18 protein-coding genes and 2 pseudogenes are annotated in these 19305 nt (G+C 70.7%); 14 read left to right on the forward strand and 6 right to left on the reverse strand.

Annotated elements, in window-relative coordinates; translation table 11 throughout:
* Positions 1-37: 37 nt before the first annotated feature.
* Positions 38-1504: a beta-helix domain-containing protein gene (locus tag LDO11_RS04780; RefSeq protein ID WP_232140545.1), complete on the reverse strand. Its 1467-nt coding sequence runs from the start codon at positions 1502-1504 to the stop codon at positions 38-40.
* 281 nt (positions 1505-1785) lie between these two features.
* Here LDO11_RS04780 and LDO11_RS04785 point away from each other — a divergent pair, with 281 nt between their 5' ends.
* Both LDO11_RS04785 and LDO11_RS04790 read left to right on the forward strand, forming a co-directional pair.
* Positions 1786-2637: a 2OG-Fe(II) oxygenase gene (locus LDO11_RS04785; RefSeq protein ID WP_232140546.1), complete on the forward strand. Its 852-nt coding sequence runs from the start codon at positions 1786-1788 to the stop codon at positions 2635-2637.
* Positions 2638-2861: 224 nt separating this feature from the next.
* Positions 2862-3578, forward strand: coding sequence for a TonB family protein (locus LDO11_RS04790; RefSeq protein ID WP_232140547.1), 717 nt, complete (start codon positions 2862-2864; stop codon positions 3576-3578).
* 40 nt (positions 3579-3618) lie between these two features.
* On the opposite strand, the gene nth is transcribed toward LDO11_RS04790, so the two are convergent.
* Genes nth through LDO11_RS04805 form a run of 3 tightly spaced genes read right to left on the reverse strand, consistent with a single transcriptional unit; the run spans position 3619 to position 5461 of the window.
* Positions 3619-4293 carry an endonuclease III gene (gene nth / locus LDO11_RS04795; protein WP_232140548.1) on the reverse strand — a complete coding sequence of 225 codons (675 nt, stop codon included), beginning with the start codon at positions 4291-4293 and terminating at the stop codon, positions 3619-3621.
* A 5-nt stretch (positions 4294-4298) separates the two neighbouring features.
* Positions 4299-4673 carry a hypothetical protein gene (locus LDO11_RS04800; RefSeq protein ID WP_129136267.1) on the reverse strand — a complete coding sequence of 125 codons (375 nt, stop codon included), beginning with the start codon at positions 4671-4673 and terminating at the stop codon, positions 4299-4301.
* 5 nt (positions 4674-4678) lie between these two features.
* Complete coding sequence (locus LDO11_RS04805) at positions 4679-5461, reverse strand: enoyl-CoA hydratase/isomerase family protein (protein ID WP_232140549.1); 783 nt, start codon at positions 5459-5461, stop codon at positions 4679-4681.
* Positions 5462-5666: 205 nt separating this feature from the next.
* Between LDO11_RS04805 and LDO11_RS04810 the strand changes: the two genes are divergently transcribed.
* From LDO11_RS04810 to LDO11_RS04820, 3 genes and pseudogenes are all read left to right on the forward strand, one after another.
* On the forward strand, positions 5667-6368 hold the full coding sequence (locus LDO11_RS04810) for an FKBP-type peptidyl-prolyl cis-trans isomerase N-terminal domain-containing protein (RefSeq protein WP_232140550.1): 702 nt from the start codon (positions 5667-5669) through the stop codon (positions 6366-6368).
* 134 nt (positions 6369-6502) lie between these two features.
* Positions 6503-7335: pseudogene (locus tag LDO11_RS04815) on the forward strand (NUDIX hydrolase).
* Entirely contained in the window at positions 7332-8183 is an 852-nt protein-coding gene (locus LDO11_RS04820; protein WP_232140551.1) for a sulfurtransferase, read from the forward strand. Before LDO11_RS04815 ends, LDO11_RS04820 begins: the two are co-directional and overlap by 4 nt.
* 98 nt (positions 8184-8281) lie before the next feature.
* On the opposite strand, the gene LDO11_RS04825 is transcribed toward LDO11_RS04820, so the two are convergent.
* Positions 8282-9043 (reverse strand): enoyl-CoA hydratase/isomerase family protein, encoded by a 762-nt coding sequence (locus LDO11_RS04825; protein ID WP_232140552.1) that lies wholly within the window; start codon positions 9041-9043, stop codon positions 8282-8284.
* A 144-nt stretch (positions 9044-9187) separates the two neighbouring features.
* Positions 9188-9844: an HTH-type transcriptional repressor FabR gene (gene fabR, locus LDO11_RS04830; protein ID WP_232140553.1), complete on the reverse strand. Its 657-nt coding sequence runs from the start codon at positions 9842-9844 to the stop codon at positions 9188-9190.
* Positions 9845-10024: 180 nt separating this feature from the next.
* On the opposite strand from fabR, the gene LDO11_RS04835 reads away from it, so the two are divergent.
* The 9 genes and pseudogenes from LDO11_RS04835 to LDO11_RS04875 all read left to right on the forward strand — a co-directional run bounded on the left by LDO11_RS04835 (position 10025) and on the right by LDO11_RS04875 (position 19293).
* The gene (locus LDO11_RS04835; RefSeq protein WP_232140554.1) at positions 10025-11131 is read left to right on the forward strand and encodes a ferredoxin reductase; all 1107 of its coding nucleotides are present in this window, start codon (positions 10025-10027) and stop codon (positions 11129-11131) included.
* 13 nt (positions 11132-11144) lie between these two features.
* Positions 11145-12278 carry a fatty acid desaturase family protein gene (locus LDO11_RS04840; RefSeq protein ID WP_129136260.1) on the forward strand — a complete coding sequence of 378 codons (1134 nt, stop codon included), beginning with the start codon at positions 11145-11147 and terminating at the stop codon, positions 12276-12278.
* Positions 12279-12467: 189 nt separating this feature from the next.
* Positions 12468-13622, forward strand: coding sequence for an amidohydrolase (locus LDO11_RS04845; RefSeq protein WP_232140555.1), 1155 nt, complete (start codon positions 12468-12470; stop codon positions 13620-13622).
* Positions 13623-13794: 172 nt separating this feature from the next.
* Positions 13795-15198 (forward strand): DUF763 domain-containing protein, encoded by a 1404-nt coding sequence (locus LDO11_RS04850; protein ID WP_232140556.1) that lies wholly within the window; start codon positions 13795-13797, stop codon positions 15196-15198.
* A gap of 12 nt (positions 15199-15210) precedes the next feature.
* Positions 15211-15800, forward strand: a pseudogene (locus tag LDO11_RS04855) (GIY-YIG nuclease family protein).
* Positions 15801-15864: 64 nt separating this feature from the next.
* A complete protein-coding gene (locus LDO11_RS04860) occupies positions 15865-16368 on the forward strand; it encodes a DNA-binding protein (protein ID WP_232140557.1) in 504 nt (167 codons plus the stop codon).
* 254 nt (positions 16369-16622) lie between these two features.
* Positions 16623-17228 (forward strand): transcriptional repressor LexA, encoded by a 606-nt coding sequence (lexA, locus tag LDO11_RS04865; RefSeq protein ID WP_129136255.1) that lies wholly within the window; start codon positions 16623-16625, stop codon positions 17226-17228.
* A 4-nt stretch (positions 17229-17232) separates the two neighbouring features.
* A complete protein-coding gene (gene imuA / locus LDO11_RS04870; protein ID WP_232140558.1) occupies positions 17233-17865 on the forward strand; it encodes a translesion DNA synthesis-associated protein ImuA in 633 nt (210 codons plus the stop codon).
* Positions 17866-17874: 9 nt separating this feature from the next.
* Positions 17875-19293: a Y-family DNA polymerase gene (locus tag LDO11_RS04875; RefSeq protein ID WP_232140559.1), complete on the forward strand. Its 1419-nt coding sequence runs from the start codon at positions 17875-17877 to the stop codon at positions 19291-19293.
* Positions 19294-19305 lie beyond the last annotated feature (12 nt).

Genomic DNA, 19305 nt, shown 5'->3' on the forward strand with positions numbered 1-19305 from the left:
CGTTTCCGCCGCCCCGCTGCGCTTGTGCGTGGTCCGATCAGCAGGACGGGGAGTCCGCCGTCAGGCCGCAGGTCCAGCCCCTCCACCAAGTGTCGTTGGCGTCACGCACGCCACCGATGTAGTCCACCTGGCGGAAGAAGGGATGCACCTGCGCCAGTCCCTGGTACGCAGGCACCGCGCGTTCCTGCGGTCCGTTGATGAAGACGCCGGTCAGGCTCGAAGTGCCGACGACGTTGTTCGTGCCCGCCTCGAATGCGGTCTGTGCGCGGGCGTCCTCGAACGCGACCGGGCAGGAGAAATGCACCGAGTGGAAGGTGCCGGTGGTGTTGGCATCGCGAATCTCGAGGCAGCGCTCGGCGGAGCCCGAGCCACCCGCCGGACGGGTCACCACGCTGTTGTAGAACGAGGCCTGGGTGCCCTGGTTGAGATGGATCGCGGCGCCGCCACCGGCACGGCCGACGTAGGTGATGTTGGCCACGCGCGGCTGCGAGTAGGGCTGGCGGTTGATGCTGCTCCACTCGTTCATGCGGTCGCCGCCGCCGGGGCGCTGGATCACGATGCCGAACTGGATGGCACCGTTCCAGCCGGTGTCGGTGTCGATGGAATCGTCGTCGGCACCGGTCACCACGAGGTAACGGGCGTTCATCGTGCCGCCGAAGATCTCGATACCGTCATCCGAGCTGTTGTGGATGTGGAAGTACTCCAGCACGGTGCCACTGCCGGCGCCGGCGGCGGTGATGCCCTGCAGCTCATTGTTCGGCGAGATCTCGAAGCCCGAGTACTTGACCTGCACGTAGCGGATGCGGCCGCTGCTGTCGTTCGGGGCATTGCCGCCGTAGAACGCGTTGGTGCCCTCGACCTGGCTCTGGCACTGCGGGGTCCCCGAGGTGGTACCACCCGGGCAGGCGTTGATCGGTGCGCGGCCGGCCAGGATCAGTCCGCCCCACAGACCCATGGTGTCGGCGTTGGTCTGGCCTTCGAGGTCCTGGCGTGCGGTGAAGATGATCGGCTGGTCGACCGTGCCGTCGGCGTAGAGTTCCGAGCCGCGGTTGACCAGCAGGTAGTCGTTGCCCGAGGACGCGTAGAGGGTCACGCCCGGCTCGATGGTGAGCACGCCACGCGGGACCGGGTGCGGATTGGCCGCATCGCCACCCTGGTCCTGACCGACGCTGACGCGGCCCGAGATGGCGTAGACGGTGCCGTCGCGCTTGGGAACGACCACGTTGCCGGTGATCAGCTGGGGCAGACGGCAGGCGCGCAGGGTGTTATTGGCGACGGTGCCCAGGTCGGTGAAGCCCGACGGACAGTCCGCGGCGGGGCCACCGGTCGGCGGCGGCGGCGTGGTCGGGGGCGGGGTGGTCGGCGGAGGCGTGGTCGGCGGCGGGGCCGGCGGGAACGCGCCTTCGCCGGGGGATGCCACGCGATCGGCGCCATTGCCGCAGCCGCCAAGGGCGAGGACCGCGCCGAAGGCCAGCGCCAGAGTCCGGTAATTGTTCGCAGCCATTTGCAACTCTCTCCGAGAAATTAGACAGGGGTGTCGACGCAGGAGTGAGGGCGCTTCCATAGACCGCGGCCCCCGTTCCCCGGTGAAGATCGGAGGAAAGTTATAGATGCGTTGTGTGACGCTTTTCTTGCGTTATAGCGATGGGTCGTGCCGGGCGACGGGCCCCTCGTCACCAACCCGGTCCGCCGATCTTTTTTCTTCGTACCGTCATGGACACAGTGCAGGCTTGCGCGACGCGCATGCTGTCCGTGCGTCCGCGATGGCAACCGGAGAGCGCTCCCATGGACCTTCGACACACTGGCCCGGAACTCGACGGCTGGATCCTCGCGCAGGTGGGTGCGGGCCAGTCCCCCGAAGCCGTGGTGGCGACACTGGTGACCCGCGGCTGGGCGGAGCAGGCGGCAATCGACGCCATCGACACGGCGGTGCGCGACCACCTCGCCAGGCATGCACGTGACGCCGGGCTTCCCGCGCCTGCGCGCGTGCCTGCGCCGGTGGCATGGAATGGCGCGTCGCAGATCGACGCCGGCGACCGCCGCGTGCAGGTGCTCGCCCACCTCGTGCACCCCCACGTGGTGGTGTTCGGGGGGCTGCTCTCGGACGGCGAGTGCGATGCCCTGATCGAACTCGCGCGCGGCCGCGTGCAGCGTTCGCCCACGCTCGACCCGGAAACCGGACGCGACCAGGTCCATCCGGACCGCACCAGCCGGGGCCTGTTCCTGCAACGCGGCGAGAACGGGTTGCTGCGCACGATCGAAGCGCGGATCGCCGCGCTCACCGAGTGGCCGCTGGAGCACGGCGAGGGCATTCAGCTGCTGAACTACGGCGTGGGCGCGGAGTACAAGCCGCACTACGACTATTTCGATCCGGACCGCGCGGGCAACCGCGCCACGCTGGCGCGGGGCGGCCAGCGCGTGGCGACCCTTGTGATGTACCTCAATACCCCGGCGCGGGGTGGCGCCACGACGTTTCCCGATGTCCAGTTCGAAGTCGCGGCGATCCGGGGCAATGCGGTGTTCTTCAGTTACGACCGCCCGCATCCGATGACGCGCAGCCTGCACGGCGGCGCGCCGGTGCTGGCCGGGGAGAAGTGGGTGGCGACCAAGTGGTTGCGCGAGAGCCGGCACGTCTGAGGCGTTCCGGGGTGCCAGGACCCTGGTAACCGCGTCGTTCGCCAAGGCGCAGGGCTTTTGCTGTTGCAGGGCAGCAGGGCAAGCCCGGTTTACACTGCGTTTCGACCGTCTGTAAGCAGGATTCGACCGCTGATCGGCTTCATGAGGGTGTGTCATTGCATTGTCATCATCGCGGCGGCTGGCGTGGTGTGACATGTCCCTGTCACACATCTCGAGGGGCTGAAATGAAGAATTCCTTGCTCGGATTCGCCGGCGTTCTGGCGTTGGGCGCTGCGACGCAGGCGGTGGTCGCCACCGAACGGGGCGCCTGGAGCGAACAGCAGGTCCATACCTATGCGGTGCAGCTCGATGCCGACGGCCGGGTGCAGGAGGTCGTGCCGGTCGGCGCCGGCGGCGATGCCCTCGGCGCGGAGTTCGCCGACCGGATCGGAACCTGGCTGTTCACCACCGACAGTCGTTCCGGGCATGGGCAGGACAGCAGCGTCCGTACCTATCTGCGCCTGGTCGTTTCGCCCGGAGCGAACGGCCCGGAGCTGGTCTCGGTGACCACAGGCCCGGCGCCCCAGCGTCTCACGCAACCAGAGTATCCGGTGCGCGAGCAGCGCGAGGGTCGTCAGGGAGCGGTGGTGCTGAAGCTCAATATCGGCGCCGACGGCCACGTACGCACGTCCGAGGTGGACAGCGTGCATGGAAACGTCAGCCGCAGGATGGCGGCGGCAGCGCGCAGCGCCGCGACCGAGTGGCGGTTCTCGCCGGAACTGGTCGACGCCCGCCCCGTGGAGGGCACCGTGCTGTGGCCGGTCTGCTTCCTCGGTGCGGGTTCCACCGCGACCCATTGCGCGTGGAGCGGCCCCGAGGCACGGCTGTATTCGAGCAAGACGGTGCTGCCGCTGGACCCGGTTGCGCGCCCGGTGACGCCTCTGGCGTTCGACGCACGCTGAGCATCGCCGGGGTCATGGGGTACACCCTTCTGGCGTACGGTCAGAGGAGCGTCTTGTCGGGGTAGCGGCAGAGATCGCGGATCACGCAGGCCGGGCATTCCGGCCTGCGTGCCTTGCAGACGTAGCGGCCGTGCAGGATCAGCCAGTGGTGGGCGTCGTGCAGGAACTGCCGCGGCACGCGCTTCAGCAGGCCGTCCTCGACTTCACGCACGTTCTTTCCTGGTGCAAGCCCGGTGCGGTTGGAGACCCGGAAGATGTGGGTGTCGACCGCCATGGTCGGCTCGCCGAAGGCGGTGTTGAGCACGACGTTGGCGGTCTTGCGGCCCACCCCCGGCAGCGCCTCCAGCGATGCGCGATCACGCGGTACCTCGCCGCCGTGCTGCTCCACGAGTATCCGGCAGGCGGCGATCACGTTCTTCGCCTTGGCGTTGTAGAGACCGATGGTGGAGATGTAGCGCTTCAGCCCGTCCTCGCCCAGCGCCAGGATCGCCGCCGGGGTATTGGCGACAGGGAACAGCCGGCGCGTGGCCTTGTTGACGCCGACGTCGGTGGACTGTGCCGACAGCGTCACCGCCACCAGCAGCTCGAACGGCGAGCTGTATTCGAGCTCGGTGGTCGGCTTCGGATTCAGTGCAGACAGCCGCTCGAACATCTCGTGGATCTCGGCGCGGGTCAGCGTGCGGCCGCGGCGCCGCGGTGAATTGCGTTCGGGCATATGGATCAGGAGTCGGCGGGGCGCTGCGCACGGCTGCGCGCACGGGCCAGTGCGGCCGCGGCGGCGGCCGGCAGGGCGGGCCGCGCGCTCGGCGTGGCGGCTTTTGGCGGCGCCAGCGCGGCCTGGCGCCGTGCCTCGCGTTCGGCGGCGCGGCGCGCCAGGCGTTCGTTGCGCGCGCGATAGCGTTCGCGCGCGGCCCAGGCCGCGTGCAGGCGGTCGCGCGCCTCGCGCAGCCGGGCCGCGTCCGCCGCTGCCAGCCCGGCGAGCCCGGCATCGGCCAGCTCTGAATCGGTCAGCTCGGCCAGGCCCGCCTCGATGGCCGCGTCGACGTCGTCGGTGGCCAGCAGCGCGAGCAGTCGGTGCGGGTCGGGCGCGTGCATGGCTTTCAGCGCCCGCTGAAGTCCGGCTTGCGGCGCTCGAGGAAGGCGCGGGTGCCTTCGCGCATGTCCTCGGTGGCGAACATCAGCCCGAACTGCGCGGTCTCGTACTCGAGGCCTTCGCTCATCGCGCACTCGCCACCGACATGCACGCAGTCGAGGATGCCGCGCAGCGCCAGCGGCGCCGCCGCGGCCAGCTGCGCCGCCAGCGTGCGGGTGGCGGCGGCCAATTCATCCGCCGGCACCACGCGGGTGAGGATGCCCAGTGCCTGCGCACGCGCGGCATCGATCGGTGTGCCGGTCAGGCACAGCTCGAGGGTCGCAGCACGGCCGGCGAGGCGCAGCAGACGCTGGGTGCCGCCGAAACCCGGCACCAGGCCAAGGTTGATCTCCGGCTGGCCGACCTTCGCGGTGTCGGCACCGATGCGCAGGTGGCAGGCCATCGCCAGCTCCAGCCCGCCGCCCAGCGCGAAGCCGTTGACCATCGCCACGACCGGCTTGGGGAAGGTCTCGATACGCCGCATCAGGCGCTGGCCGCGCTGCGAGAAATCGCGCCCGGCAACCGGCGGCAGGTCGGCCATCTCGGCGATGTCGGCCCCGGCCACGAACGCCCTGGGGCCGGCGCCGGTCAGTACGACGGCGCGCACGCCGGGGTTCTCCGCGGCGTCCTCGAACGCGACCAGAAGCGCGTCGAGCGTGGCCGCGTTCAGCGCGTTGAGCTTGTCCGGCCGGTTGATGGTCAGGGTGCGCACGGCGCCGTCGTCGGCAACCAGGAGCAGGGATTCGGTCATGCGATTCGTTTCCGGAGGTCGAAATGTGGTGTCATGCGTGAACGGCTCCGCGCCTCCGGGGAACTCACCACCCGGGGGGCTTGTCGGAGGGACGCCGTCAGTGGCAGTTAAGCCCGGCGGTCGTTATCCTAACCCGTTCCTCCGCGCGCCCCCGGGCTGCCGTCGGGAACGACCCAAACCGGAAAAATTCTCGGAGATCCACCGAATGAAGTTGCGTTTGCTGGCCGCTTCCCTGGCGGCACTGACCCTGACCGCCGGCGCCGCCGTGGCCCAGGACACCTCGTCGGAGCAGGGACGGCTGAGCTACGCGCTCGGTTACGACCTGGGCCGCAACCTGATCGAGAGCGGCGAGCAGGTCAACGTCAACACCGTCATCAAGGCGCTGCAGGACGGCTACGCGCGCCGCGATCCCACCGTGCCGGTCGACCAGCTGCGCAGTGCGGTCGAGAACATGCAGCAGCGCCAGCTGGCCAAGGCCCGCGCCGAGTTCGAGCGCGTTGCCGGCGAGAACAAGACCCGCAGCGATGCCTTCCTTGCGCAGAACCGCGCCAAGGCCGGCGTGCAGTCGCTGGCCGGTGGCGTGCAGTACCGCGTGATCGAGGCCGGCAGCGGCGCCAAGCCGACCCCGAACAGCGAAGTGTCGATCAACTACAAGGGCAGCCTGTCCACCGGCCAGACCTTTGTCGACACCTCGGTCGCCCAGGAAGGCCAGCAGGCCGGTCCGGTGAGCGTGCGCATGGACCAGATCCCGCTGGTAGGCCTGCGCGAGGCCCTGGCGCAGATGCCGACCGGCGCGCGCTGGGAAATCGTGATGCCGCCGGAAAAGGCCTACGGCAACTCGCCGCAGTCGCCGATCGGCCCGAACCAGGCGGTCGTGTTCGACGTCAAGCTGGTCAGCATCAAGTAACTGTCGCCCGCTTCACGCGACTGCAGAACGCCGCCTCCGGGCGGCGTTTCACTTTGTGGCGCCCGCGCGTGGCATGCCGCCATGGAAGGCCCGCGCGCCAGCGGGTTCACCGTGGCGCCAATACAATGGCCGCCATGACTGCCTACATTCCCATGGCTGCGGTGCTCACGCCCTGCATCGGCGTGTGCACGCTCGACGACGCCGGCCTGTGCGACGGCTGCCATCGCAGCATCGACGAGATCACCCGCTGGGCGCAGATGGGCGAGGCCGAGCGCCAGCACTTCATGGACGTGGTGCTGCCCGAACGCGAGGCGCAGCGCACGTGACCATGGCGGGGCCGACACTGGAGGGGATCGCACGGGTGCTGCATCCGCTGCGGCGCCCGCCCACCGGCGAAGGCTGGAACCTCGACGAACTGCACGACCTGCTGCCGGATGCGCGCGTGCACGCCGAGGCCGGCGTGCTGGTGGGTCTGGTCGGCCGCGACGATGGGTTGCGCGTGGTGCTGACGCTGCGCAACGAGAACCTGCGCCACCACCCCGGCCAGGTGAGCTTTCCCGGGGGCCGCGTCGAGCCCGCGGACGCCGATTCACTCGCCGCGGCGCTGCGCGAGGCGGCCGAGGAGATCGGCCTTGCCACCAGCCAGGTCGAGCCGCTGGGTTTTCTCGACCCGTTGCTGACGGTCAGCGGCTTCCGCGTGCTGCCGGCGGTGGCGCGCATCAGCCCGGATTTCATCGCACGGCCCGATCCGGGCGAGGTCGCCGAGGTGTTCGAAGTGCCGCTGGCCTGGCTGCTGGCCGAGACCAGCCTCGAGCGCATCGCCATCGAGTACCGCGGCCGCGAACGGCAGGTGCTGCAGTTCCGCAGCGACCCGCTGTGCACGCCGCACCGCATCTGGGGCGCGACCGCATCGATCCTGTTCAACCTGCGCGAGCGGCTGGCAGCGCTGCGGGAGGCCGCGGCATGAGTACGCCGGTGTGGACCACGCTGGTGGATTGCGAGGAGCTGCATACGGCCCTTGGCCGGCCCGAGGTGGTGGTCGTGGATTGCCGCTTCGCGCTCCCGGATCCGGACGCGGGCGAAGCCGCGTGGCAGCGCAGCCACGTGCCCGGTGCGCGATATGCGCATCTCGACCGCGACCTGTCCGGGCCGCACGCCCCCGGGAAAGGCCGGCATCCGTGGCCATCGGCATCGGCGTTCGCGGACACGCTCGCCGGCTGGGGCGTCGATGCCGACCATCAGGTGGTCGCCTACGACGATGGCGACGGCGCCTTCGCCGCGCGGCTGTGGTGCCTGCTGCGTGCCGCGGGCTTCGCTCGGGTGGCGGTGCTCGATGGCGGCTGGGCACGCTGGCAGGCACTGGGATTGCCGGTCACGGGCGATCAACCGGTACCGGCGCCGGTCGCCGTCCGGTCGCTGTCCTGGCGGATGCCCCCGCTCGAAGCTGCGAGCGTGCAGACGCATCTCGCGTCGGGTGGCCTGCTGGTGGATGCACGCGCGGGCGAGCGCTTCCGCGGCGAGGTCGAACCGATCGACCGCGTCGCCGGCCACGTGCCCGGCGCGGTCAACCGCCCCTACGCACAGAACCTGCGCGATGGCCGCTTCAAGCCGGCTGCGGAACTGCGCCGGGAGTTCGAATCACTGCTCGGCGCACGCGGTGCCGGGGAGATGGTGGCGATGTGCGGCTCCGGGGTGACCGCCTGCCATCACCTGCTGGCGATGGCGCATGCCGGCCTCGAGGGCGCGCGCCTGTACGGCGGCTCATGGAGTGGCTGGATCGAGGATCCTGCGCGGCCGGTTGCCACCGGCGTCTGACGGCCATTGCGCGCGGCATCCGCGCTGCGCCCTGCTGCTGCCGGTGACCGGGCGCCGCGAACGTGGGTTGACGACGCCCGCAGTCGAAGGACTTCCGGTCAGCGCTTGCCCAGCCGCGCCACCAGCGCATGCAGCGCCGCCTGCGGGTCGGGGTCGAACCAGGCGTCGATCATCGCGTCGAGTTCCAGCGCCGCGGGCGACATCGCCTCGACGAGATCGGCACGGGTGAGCGCACGCGTCGCCAGCATCGGCGTGCGCGGCAAGGCGGCCAGCGCCTGCAGCCGGGTGACCGCACGGGTCACCACCTCGTCGACGCCGACCACCTCGTCGACCAGACCGATCGCCAGCGCCTGCTCGGCGTCCAGCATCAGCCCGGGCACCACCAGGCGCTCGGCCTGGCGCTGGCCCACGGTGCGCTGCATCAGCCGCAGCACGCCGACCGGCATGCGCAGGCCGACCTGGGTCTCGTTGAGACCGATCGAATAGGGGCCGGCGGCCATGATCCGCGCGTCGCAGCACAGGGCGAGCACGCAGCCACCGGCCGGGGCATGCCCACCGATCGCGGCGATCACCGGCACCGGGCAGGCCGCCAGCGCATAGGCGGCATTGAAGAAGCTGTCCCAGGCGGCGCGCAGCACGCGGCGGTCGTCCTGCACCGAGAGCAGGTAGGGCACGTCCAGGCCGGCGGAGAACACCTTCGGCCCGCCGGACAGCACCAGGCCGTCGGCGCCATCGGCCACCGCGGTCTCGATCGCCAGCACCAGTTCATCGCACAGCGCGGGATCGAGCGCATTGACCGGCGGGCGCGCCAGGCGCAGTTCGCGGATGCGGTCGTGGGCGATGGTCTCGATCAGGGGCATGGCGGCTCGGTGCAAGGGCGGGGTGGCCATCATACGGCGCCGCCGGCCAGCCCCAGGCAGTGTGCGGCGTGGCCCGCGGCGACCGCCGGAACCGCTGTCCGCGTATCCGGGTGTCCTGCAGGCAGCGGCCTGGATCGCCCGTTGCTATTCGCGGCTCAGCGCCTGGGCCCCGCGCAGCAGCATGCGGATCATCTGCGCCAGTTCCTCCACCAGCACCTCGTCCTGCGCCGGTGGCGAATCCAGGGCGGTGCCGCCCATCGCGAACACCAGCCGGGTGATCGCGCGGGCGACGAGATCGGGCCGGTGGAAACGCGACCCCTGCGCGGCGGCGATGCGGACCAGGTCGGCCTGCAGTTCCTCGGCGAAGAAGTGCAGCTGGCGGTCCACCGCACGCTTGTAGGCATCCGAGCCGACCGTGCCCTCGCGCAGCAGCGCATGCAGCAGCTTGTCGTCGGCGCGCAGCCGCTCCATGAAGATTTCCAGCGACCCGCGCACGATGCTGCGCCCTGACACGGCGCGCTTGCGCGCATCACCGATGATCCGGCGCAGCGATTCACCGGCCACGTCGATCAGCGCCACCGCCAGTTCGTCCATGTCGTGGAACTGGCGGTAGAAGCTGTTGGGGGCGATTCCGGCCTCGCGGGCGATCTCGCGCAGGCTCAGCGTCGACACGCTGCGGTGCGGGCCGAGCAGGCGCAGGGCGGCGGCGATCAGGTCATCGCGGGTGATGGTCGGCTTGCGGCCGGGGCCGTCGGGGGCGGCGGCCTCGACGCCGGCGGGCGCGGGAGTGCTGACGGACACGGGCTGCCAGGGTGACGGACGAGGCGTGAGCATAGCAGTGCCTCACCGTATGGTCCGACGCCGGGCCATGCGGCAGCCCGTGACGACGCGCGATCACCTGCCTGAATCCCGTTGTGACCCTCCCCGCATTTAATGCACACGTGTATACACGCCTGTAAGGATGCGTGTACATTCGCTCCCATGTCAGCCCTTCCCAGCCCGAAAGCCCGTCGCCGCAGCCGCCTGACCCAGGTGGCCGGTGCCTTCATGCCGCCGCCGGTGTTCGATTTCTGGGCCCAGCGCCTGCATCCGACCTGGACCTGGGAGCGCCCGCTGGCACGTATCGTCGGCCACGCGCCCGCGGCTGCCGGCGCGGTGACCCTGGTGCTCAAGCCGAACCGCCACTGGGCAGGCGCACTGCCGGGCCAGCACGTCAACCTGACCGCCGTCATCGATGGCATCCGCGTGACCCGCAGCTACAGTCTGGATGCGCCGGTGCATGCCGATGGCCGCATCAGCGTGACCGTGAAGGGCGTGGAGGGCGGCCGGATGAGTCGCCACCTGCTGGATCCGGCGCGGATCGGTGATGTGCTCGACATCGGGCCGGGCTTCGGCGAACTGCTGGTGCCGGCCAACACCACCACGCCGTGGTTGCTGCTTGCCGCCGGCAGCGGCATCACCCCGCTGATGGCGCTGGTACGCCAGCTGGCCGCGCAGGGCATGCCCGCCCCGGTGACCCTGCTGTACTGGGCGCGTACCCGCGCCGAGTTCTGCTTTGCCGACGAACTGCGTGCACTGGCCGCCCGCCATGCCGGCTTCGACGTGCGTTTCGTGCTCACCGGTGAAATGCCGGCGGCCGACGACGAGGCCGGCGGGCGCATCGACGCCGCGCTGCTGGACGCCCTGGCAGCTGACCACGGCAGCCGCCAGACCTATGCCTGCGGCCCCGGCGGTTTCATCGCCACCGTGGAGACGCTGCTGGACGGCCGCGTGCCGCTGCTGCGCACCGAGGCGTTTACGCCCCTGCCGCGCCCGCCTGCCGACGATACCGGCACGGTGTCGGTGCGCCTGGCGCGCAGCGGGCGCGAACTGCAGCTGCCGCGTGGCGTGGCCCTGCTCGACGCGCTGGAAGCCGAAGGCCTCAAGCCACGCTCCGGCTGCCGGATGGGCATCTGCAACACCTGCGCCTGCGGCAAGTCCGCCGGCGCCGTGCGCGACCTGCGCACCGGCAGCGCCGGCGAAGAGCCGACGCACGCGTTGAAGCTGTGCGTGAACAGTGCGCTGACCGACCTCGTCCTCGATCTCTGAAATGCGGAACGACATGTCCAAGACCAAAGCAGTACGCCTCAGCGAACAGCAGCTCGACGCCTTCGGTGCCGAGCTCGACGCGCTCCATACCCGCACCATGGCCGACGTCGGCAAGGTGGACGCCGACTACATCCGCAAGGTGGTGCGCTGGGTGCGCTACACCGGCTTCGGTGGTCGCGCGCTGCTGATGGTGGGTGCGATCGGCGGGGCGTTCGTGCCGTGGCTGCTGTGGCCGGCGTGCATCGTCGGCGTGCTGCTGCTGGCGCTGTCGAAGATCATGGAGAACATGGAAGTCGGCCACAACGTGATCCACGGCCAGTACGACTTCATGAACGACCCGCAGTTCGACAGCCGCACCTACGAGTGGGACATCGTGGCGACGTCGGACAACTGGCGGCATTCGCACAACTACCGCCACCACACCTATACCAACGTGCGCGGCATGGACGACGACATCGGCTACGGCCTGCTGCGCGTGTTCCCGGAACAGCGCTGGAAGCCGTACCACCTGTTCCAGCCGCTGATCGTTCCGGTGTTCGCGCTGCTGTTCCAGTGGGGCGTGGCGATCCAGGAGCTGAAGGTCGGCCGCCTGTTCGGTGGCAAGGGCGCGCGCGCCAAGATCCGGCGCGAATTCAAGCCGGTCGGCCGCAAGATGGGCCGCCAGCTGCTCAAGGACTACGTGCTGTTCCCGGCGCTGGCCGGTCCGTTCTTCCTGCCGGTGCTGCTGGGCAACCTGGTCGCCAACGGCATCCGCAACGTGTGGACCTTCGTGGTGATCTTCTGCGGCCACTTCACCGCCGACATGGAGACCTTCCCCAAGCAGGTGCTGCGCAACGAATCGCGTGGCCACTGGTACCTGCGCCAGCTGCGCGGTTCGTCGAACATCGGCGGCGGCCCGGTGATGAACCTGCTGACCGGCAACCTCAGCCACCAGATCGAGCATCACTTCTACCCGGACGTGCCCGCGCACCGCTATCGCGAGATGTCCAAGGAAGTGCGCGAGATCTGCAAGCGCTATGGCCAGCCCTACGACGTCGGTTCGCTGCCGCGGCAGTTCGGCGAGGTGCTGTGGCGGATCACCCGCCATGCGTTCCCGAGCCGGCCGAAGCGTGCGTCCTCGCCGCAGGGCATGCCGCAGAGCGCCTGACCCCATCAGGCGGGTTGAACGACCGGAGCCGCCGCAAGGCGGCTTCGTCGTTTCTGACGGTGGCGTTCGACCGGCGCGTGGCGTTCCGGCCGCGTGCGGTTCCCCTGGCGCGCGGTGATGGCGGCATGCGGCTTTGACAGTGCGTGCCCGCTCTGGTCCCATCGCGGGCCCCCTCTGCGTGGTGCCGTGATGTCGACCATTTCCCCCGAATTGCAGGCGCTTGCGCCCGAGATGGCGCAGTGGCGCCAGCGTATCCATGCCTGGCCGGAGCTCGGCTTCGAGGAGGAGCGCACCTCGGCGCTGGTGGCCGAAGTGCTGGAATCGCTTGGCCTCGAGGTGCATCGCGGCCTCGGGGGTACCGGCATGGTGGCGGTGATCGACAGCGGCGTGCCCGGGCCATCGATCGGCCTGCGCGCGGACATGGATGCGCTGCCGATGGACGAGCAGAACGATCTTCCGTTCCGCTCGCAGCGGCCCGGCGTCGCCCACACCTGCGGGCACGACGGCCACACCGCGGCGCTGCTGGGCACCGCGCGCCACCTGGTCGCGCATCCGCCGAAGACCGGCCGCGTGGTGCTGGTGTTCCAGCCGGCGGAAGAAGGCGGCCGCGGCGCGATCCGGATGATCGACGACGGCCTGTTCGGGCGCTTCCACTGCGACGAGGTCTACGCCTTCCACAACATGCCGCTGCTGGGCTTCGGCGAGGGCAGCGTGCGCACGGGCGCGACCCTGCAGTCGCTGGGGGTGTTCGAGATCAAGATCGAGGGCGTGGGCGGCCACGCGGCGGCGCCGCATCGGGCCACCGATCCGTTGCAGGTAGCAGCGCGGCTGGCGGTGGAGATCTCCGGCATCGTCGGCCGCCACATCGACCCGATGGAAGCGGCGCTGATCAACGTCGGTACCCTGCAGGCCGGCACCACCCACAACATCATCCCCGCCAGCGCCTCGCTTGCCGGCACCATCCGCGCGCTGTCGACCGGGGTGCACGACCAGCTGCTCGCGCGGCTGCGTACGCTGTGCGAGGGCTTCGCGGCGATGTCCGGCTGCACCATCGACCTGCAGTTGCCGCATTACTGCCCGCCGTGCGTCAACGCGCAGGAGCAGGCCGCGCTTGCCGCCGAGGCGATGGGCGAGGTGCTCGGCGCCGACAACGTGAAAACCGACCTGCGTGCGTTCCCGTTCTCCGACGACTTCAGCTACATGCTCGAACGCTGGCCGGGCGCGTACCTGTTCCTCGGGATGGAAAGCGCGATGTGCCACCACCCGACCTATCGCTTCGACGACAACCTGCTGCCGGTGGCCGCGGCGGTGTTCGACCGCATCGTGCGCAAGCGGCTGGGTTGAGGCTTACAGCAGCCCGGGTGCGGGCCGTTGCCGACCGCGGCGGTGCCCGCCGAAGCGAGCGGGTGGCCCTGCATGCGCCGATCGCGGTTGTGGCGCGCGGGCGCCCGCAGGCTCCGGCATCTGCGGCCGGCGATCTCATCGACTGAGACGCCGGCACCGCAGAATCCGGCGCATGTCACGACGTACCGGCAGCGCCGATCTTCCGCTCCACGGCGGGCGTGTGCCCGCGTGGCTGGGCCAGCGGATGACGCGGCTGGGCGCGGTGCTGTGCGAGGCCATCGTCATCGAGTACGGCCGCGACGAGCTGCTGCGCAGGCTCGCCCATCCGTTCTGGTTCCAGAGCTTCGGTGCGGTGATGGGCATGGACTGGCATTCGTCCGGCATCACCACCAGCGTTATCGGCGCGCTCAAGCGTGGGTTGGCGCCGCTGTCGGGCGAGCTCGGCATCCACGTGTGCGGCGGACGTGGACGCCATTCGCGCAGCACCCCTGCCGAACTGATGGCGGTGGGCGAGCGCACCGGCGTCGATGGTGCCGCACTGGCGCGCACGAGCCGGCTGGTGGCCAAGGTGGACAGCGCCGCGGTGCAGGACGGCTTCGACCTCTACCTGCACGGTTTCATCGTTGCCGACGATGGCAAGTGGGTGGTGGTGCAGCAGGGCATGCACGGCGGGCGTGGACAGGCGCGGCGTTACCACTGGCTGTCGGAAGGACTGGAGAGCTTCGTCGATGCGCCGCATGCGGCGATCGACGGCCCCGGGCAGGGGCGGATCGTCAATCTCGCCGACCGCCGTGCGGCGGCCTCGCGCGAGGCGCAGGTCACGCTGCTGGCGGCGATGGGGCCGGATGCGATCGCCCGCGAGTTCGCCCGTCTGGGTGTGGACGCGGCGACCGTCGCTCCGGTTGCTGCGCAGGAACATCCCTCGCCGCGGACTGCCTCGTCCGCTGCCGGGCCGGTGCGCCGGCGGCGCCGCACGGATGTCGTCACCGGCGACCTGTTCGGCGACACCACCCCCGCGGCACCGGCGCCCGCATCACGGCCCGCCGGCCTGCCGCACCTGTCGCTGCCCGACCACCACGAGGTGCGCGCCAGCGATCTCGTGCTGCGGCGCCTGCACGGCAATCTGGCCGCGGCTGCCGAAGCCGGCCCACGTGACTTCACCGGACTGCTGCAGGTGCCCGGCGTGGGGGCGCGCACGGTGCGTGCGCTGGCGCTGGTGGCCGAGGTGGTGCATGGCACCCCATGCCGGTTCACCGATCCGGCGCGGTTCTCGCTGGCGCATGGCGGCAAGGACCGGCATCCGTTCCCGGTGCCGACGAAGGTGTTCGACCACACCATCGCGGTGATGAAGCAGGCGGTCGGCCAGGCGAAGCTTGGCAACGAGGAGCGGCTGGCGGCGATCCGCCGGCTGGATGCGCAGTCGCGCACGCTGGAAGCGACCGCCACCGGGCCGACGCTGGATGCCTTCCTTGCCGACGAGCGTGCGCAGTCGCACCGCTACGGCGGGCGCAGCGTGTTCGGCTGGGAACCGGCGTCGGCCGCCCCTGTCGCCCCGCGTCGTCGCGGTACCGGCTGATGGATCCGGTCGATGCCGGTCCGGGCGCCGGCGTCGATGCCGGCGTGCCGATCGACGGCCGCGGCTTCGCCTATGTGTTCCCGTGCCGCTGGGAGGACCACTGCAAGATCGGCTTCTCGCGCGATCCGCTCGGGCGCATCGCTGCGCTGCATCCGCGCTGGTACGACTTCTTCGACCTCGAACGCGGCGTGCTGGTGGAGGCCGAATCGGTGCGCGATGCGCGCGGTCTCGAACTGCTGCTGCACGCACCGTTGCGTGACCACAACGCACCGGCGCCATTGTCGGTGCGGATGGAGGCCGGTGGCGGCACCGAATGGTTCCGCGGCGTCGAAACGCTGCTCGATGCGGCGGTGCGCGACCTCGCCGTGCAGGGTTACTGCGTGCGGCCACTGCAGGCGTGGCTGCGCGCTGCACTCTCGGCTCGGCGCGATGGCCTGCACGAATGGACGCTGTTGCAGCTGTCGGTCGACGAACTCGACGGCCTGGTTGGCGACACGCCGGCACAGCGTCGCCTGCGCGACCAGCTCGATGCCTTCGACGCGCTGTCGATCGACATCGACCACGTGCTTCCCGGAGTTGTGCGCGACTGGTACCGCCGCTGACCTTGCGACCTGCTTCACGCCGCGGTTGCTACATCGAACGCTCCACGCCATTGGAGCCACCGTCATGCCGGAACAGAAGACCCGCAAGGCCGCCAAGCAGGCCAAGCGCGAGGGCAAGTCCGCCAACACCCAGGCCGGCGAATACGTGAAGGAAGAGATCGAGCACGTGCGCGGAGGCAAGCACGGCGCGAAGAACACCAAGCAGGCGATCGCGATCGGCCTGTCCAAGGCACGCCGGGATGGCGTCAAGGCCAAGCCGTCGAAGACCGCGTCGAAGGCGACGAAGAAGAAGGCGGCGCAGGACACGAAGGCTTCGAAGACGACGAAGAAAACCTCGGCCAAGCGTTCCACCGCGGCGAAGAAGGCGCTCAAGACCGCCAGCAAAAAGACCACCGCGAAGAAGGTCGCCGGCAAGAAGGCGTTGTCGACGCAGGCGAGGAAGGCGGCCTCCAAGCGCACCGCCGCGGACCGTTCCGCCGCAGCCAGGAAGGCGGCGAAGACCAAGGGCTCGACGGGCCGCAAGGCCGCGGCAAAGAAGGCCGCGCGTACGCGCAGGAAGTCGGACTGACAGCGCTGGCAGACAGCGGTCCGCGCGTCTGCGCCCGTCGGTCGCCGACGGGAGCTTCGACCCGGGGTTGACGTGCGTGCCGCTGGGTCCTGGCAGGCGGCGCCCCGTTTCGTTGAGCCGGGGAGTCGCAGCCGGCATCACCGGGCGGCGGCGCAGCCAGTCGGCGAAACCGGCTTCGTCGAAGCTGCCTTCCAAGTCAGGCAGGGACGGGTGTACATCTGTACACTCGGGTTCCGCTTTCAGCCCTCCTGCCGATGTCCTCGCCATTGTCTCCACGCCGTGCCGCCATCCTTGCCTTCCTGCGTGAGCGGGCCGCCGAGGGCCGGCCGCCGAGCCTGGCCGAGATCGCCGCGCAGTTCGGCTTCGCCTCGCGCAGTGCCGCGCAGAAGCACGTGCATGCGCTGGCCGAAGCGGGGCTGATCGAACACGCCGCCGGCCATGCCCGCGGCATCCGCCTGGCCACCAACGAGCGCCCGGACCTGCTGGCCCTGCCGGTGCTGGGCCGGGTGGCGGCCGGCCAGCCGATCGGCGCCGATATCGGCCTGGACCAGCAGCTGTGGCTGGACCGCGGGCTGTTCGCGCTGCGCCCGGACTACCTGCTGCGGGTGCAGGGCGATTCGATGATCGACGACGGCATCCTCGATGGCGACCTGGTTGGCGTGCACCGCAGTGCCGATGCCCGCGATGGCCAGACCGTGGTCGCCCGGCTCGATGGCGAGATCACCATCAAGCGGCTGGAGAAGCGGCGCGACCGCCTGCGCCTGCTGCCACGCAATCCGGCGCATGCGCCGATCAACGTGCTGGCGGGTGTGGATTTCGCCATCGAAGGGCTGTTCTGCGGCCTGCTGCGGCAGGGTTGAGGCCATGGGCGAAGTACTGGCCCTGGATGCCTTGCTCGCCGCCCGCACCGTCTGGCCGGCGGGCAAGGGCGCGGTGCGCATGGTCGATGGCGAGTCCACCGGTCATGCCGCGCTCGATGCCGTGCTGCCGCAGGGCGGCTGGCCGCGGCGTGCGCTGAGCGAACTGCTGCTGCCGGCCGATGGGGTGGGGGAGCTGGAACTGCTGCTGCCGGCGCTGGCGCGTTTCACCGCGGCTGCCAGCCCGGTGGTGCTGGTGGCGCCGCCGTACGTGCCGTATGCGCCGGCCTGGCAGGCGGCAGGCGTCGATCTGGCCTGGTTGCACGTGGTGGAGGCCGAGCCACGCGATGCGCTGTGGGCATTCGAACAGTGCCTGCGTTCGGGCGCCTGCGCGGCGGTGGTGGGCTGGCCGCGCAGCGCCGACGAGCGTGCGCTGCGGCGGCTGCAGGTGGCGGCCGACAGCGGCGATTGCTGTGCGTTCGCGGTGCGCGACCGCCGCCATGCCGGCAACCCGTCGCCGGCGGCGTTGCGGCTGGAATGGGTCGAGGGCGCCTGGCATGTACGCAAATGCCGCGGCGGGCAGCTGCCGTCCCGGCCCCTGCAACTGCAGTCGGCTCCACTGGCCGCGTTTCCGCATTGAGCCGCGACCATGCTCTGGGCCTGCATCCTCCTGCCACAACTGGCGCTCGACGCCGTCCTTCGCCGTTGCCCTGATCCGGACGCACCGCTGGCGCTGGTCACCGGCCCGGCGCAGCTGCGCAGCCTGCATGCGGTGAATGCCACCGCCGCCGCTGCCGGCCTCCGTCCCGGCCAGCGGCTGGTCGCCGCGCAGGCGCTGTTGCCCGGCTTCGCCATGGTCGAGCACGCCCCCGCGCGCGAAGCCGCAGCGCAGCAGTTCCTGGCCGGCTGGGCCTATCGCCACAGCTCGCTGGTCAGTACGGCCTGGCCGGGGGCGATCGTGGTCGAGGCCCGCGCCAGCTTCCGCCTGTTCGGGCCGTGGCCGCGCTTCGAGCGCCGTTTGCGCGAGGAGCTCGTCGCGCTCGGTTTCCGCCACCGCATCGCGCTGGCGCCCACCCCGCGTGCGGCACGGGTGCTGGCCGGCCTGCGCGACGGGTTCGCCGTTACCCATGCCGATGCGATGGCGCGCGTGCTCGACCCGGTGCCGGTGCGGCGTGCGGCGCTGCCCGGCGATGACGGCGAACGCCTGCACCGGATGGGCGTGCGCACGCTGGGCACGCTGCGCGGATTGCCGTCCGACACCCTGCGCCGCCGCTTCGGCGCCGGCGTGCTCGACCATCTGCAGCGGTTGTATGGCGAGGCGGACGATCCGCTGCCCTGGTATGCGCCACCGGACCGCTTCGATGCCCGCATCGAGATGGGCTACGAGGTCGAGAGCCACATGGCGCTGCTGTTTCCGCTGCGGCGGATGATCGGCGACCTGTGCACCGCGCTGTCGATCCGCGATGGCGGCGTGCAGCGGTTTGAACTGCGGCTGGAGCACGAGCAAGGCCACACCACGGTGGACGTCGGCCTGCTCGCCCCCGAGCGCGATCCCGCGCTGCTGTTCGAGGTGGCGCGCAGCCGGCTGGAGCGGGTGGAGGTGACGCGCCCGGTGGTGGCACTGCGCCTGCACGCCGCGTCGCTGCCGCCGTTCGTACCCGCCAGCCGCGACCTGTTCGACCAGCGCCTGCAGCAGGGCACCCCGTGGCCGCAGTTGCGCGAGCGCCTGCGTGGCCGGCTGGGCGATGCCGCGGTGTACCGGCTGGCCCCTGCCGACGATCCACGTCCGGAACGCGCCTGGCGGCGGGTCGATGGCGAGGCGGACGCATCGCCCGCGGCGCCGCCGCGGCCGCCGCGCCCGGGCTGGTTGCTGCCGCAGCCGTTGCCGCTGCGCGACAGCCGCATCGACATCCTGCACGGCCCGGAACGGCTGGAAAGCGGCTGGTGGGATGGCGACGACGTGCGCCGCGATTACTACGTGGTGCGGACGTCACTCGGCCAGCGCGCCTGGGCCTATACGCCCGCCGGCCAGCGCGACGGCTGGATGCTGCACGGGTGGTTCGGATGAGGGCGGCTGGCG

The organism is Alterluteimonas muca, from assembly GCF_021191595.1.
Classification (GTDB): Bacteria; Pseudomonadota; Gammaproteobacteria; order Xanthomonadales; family Xanthomonadaceae; genus Luteimonas; species Luteimonas muca.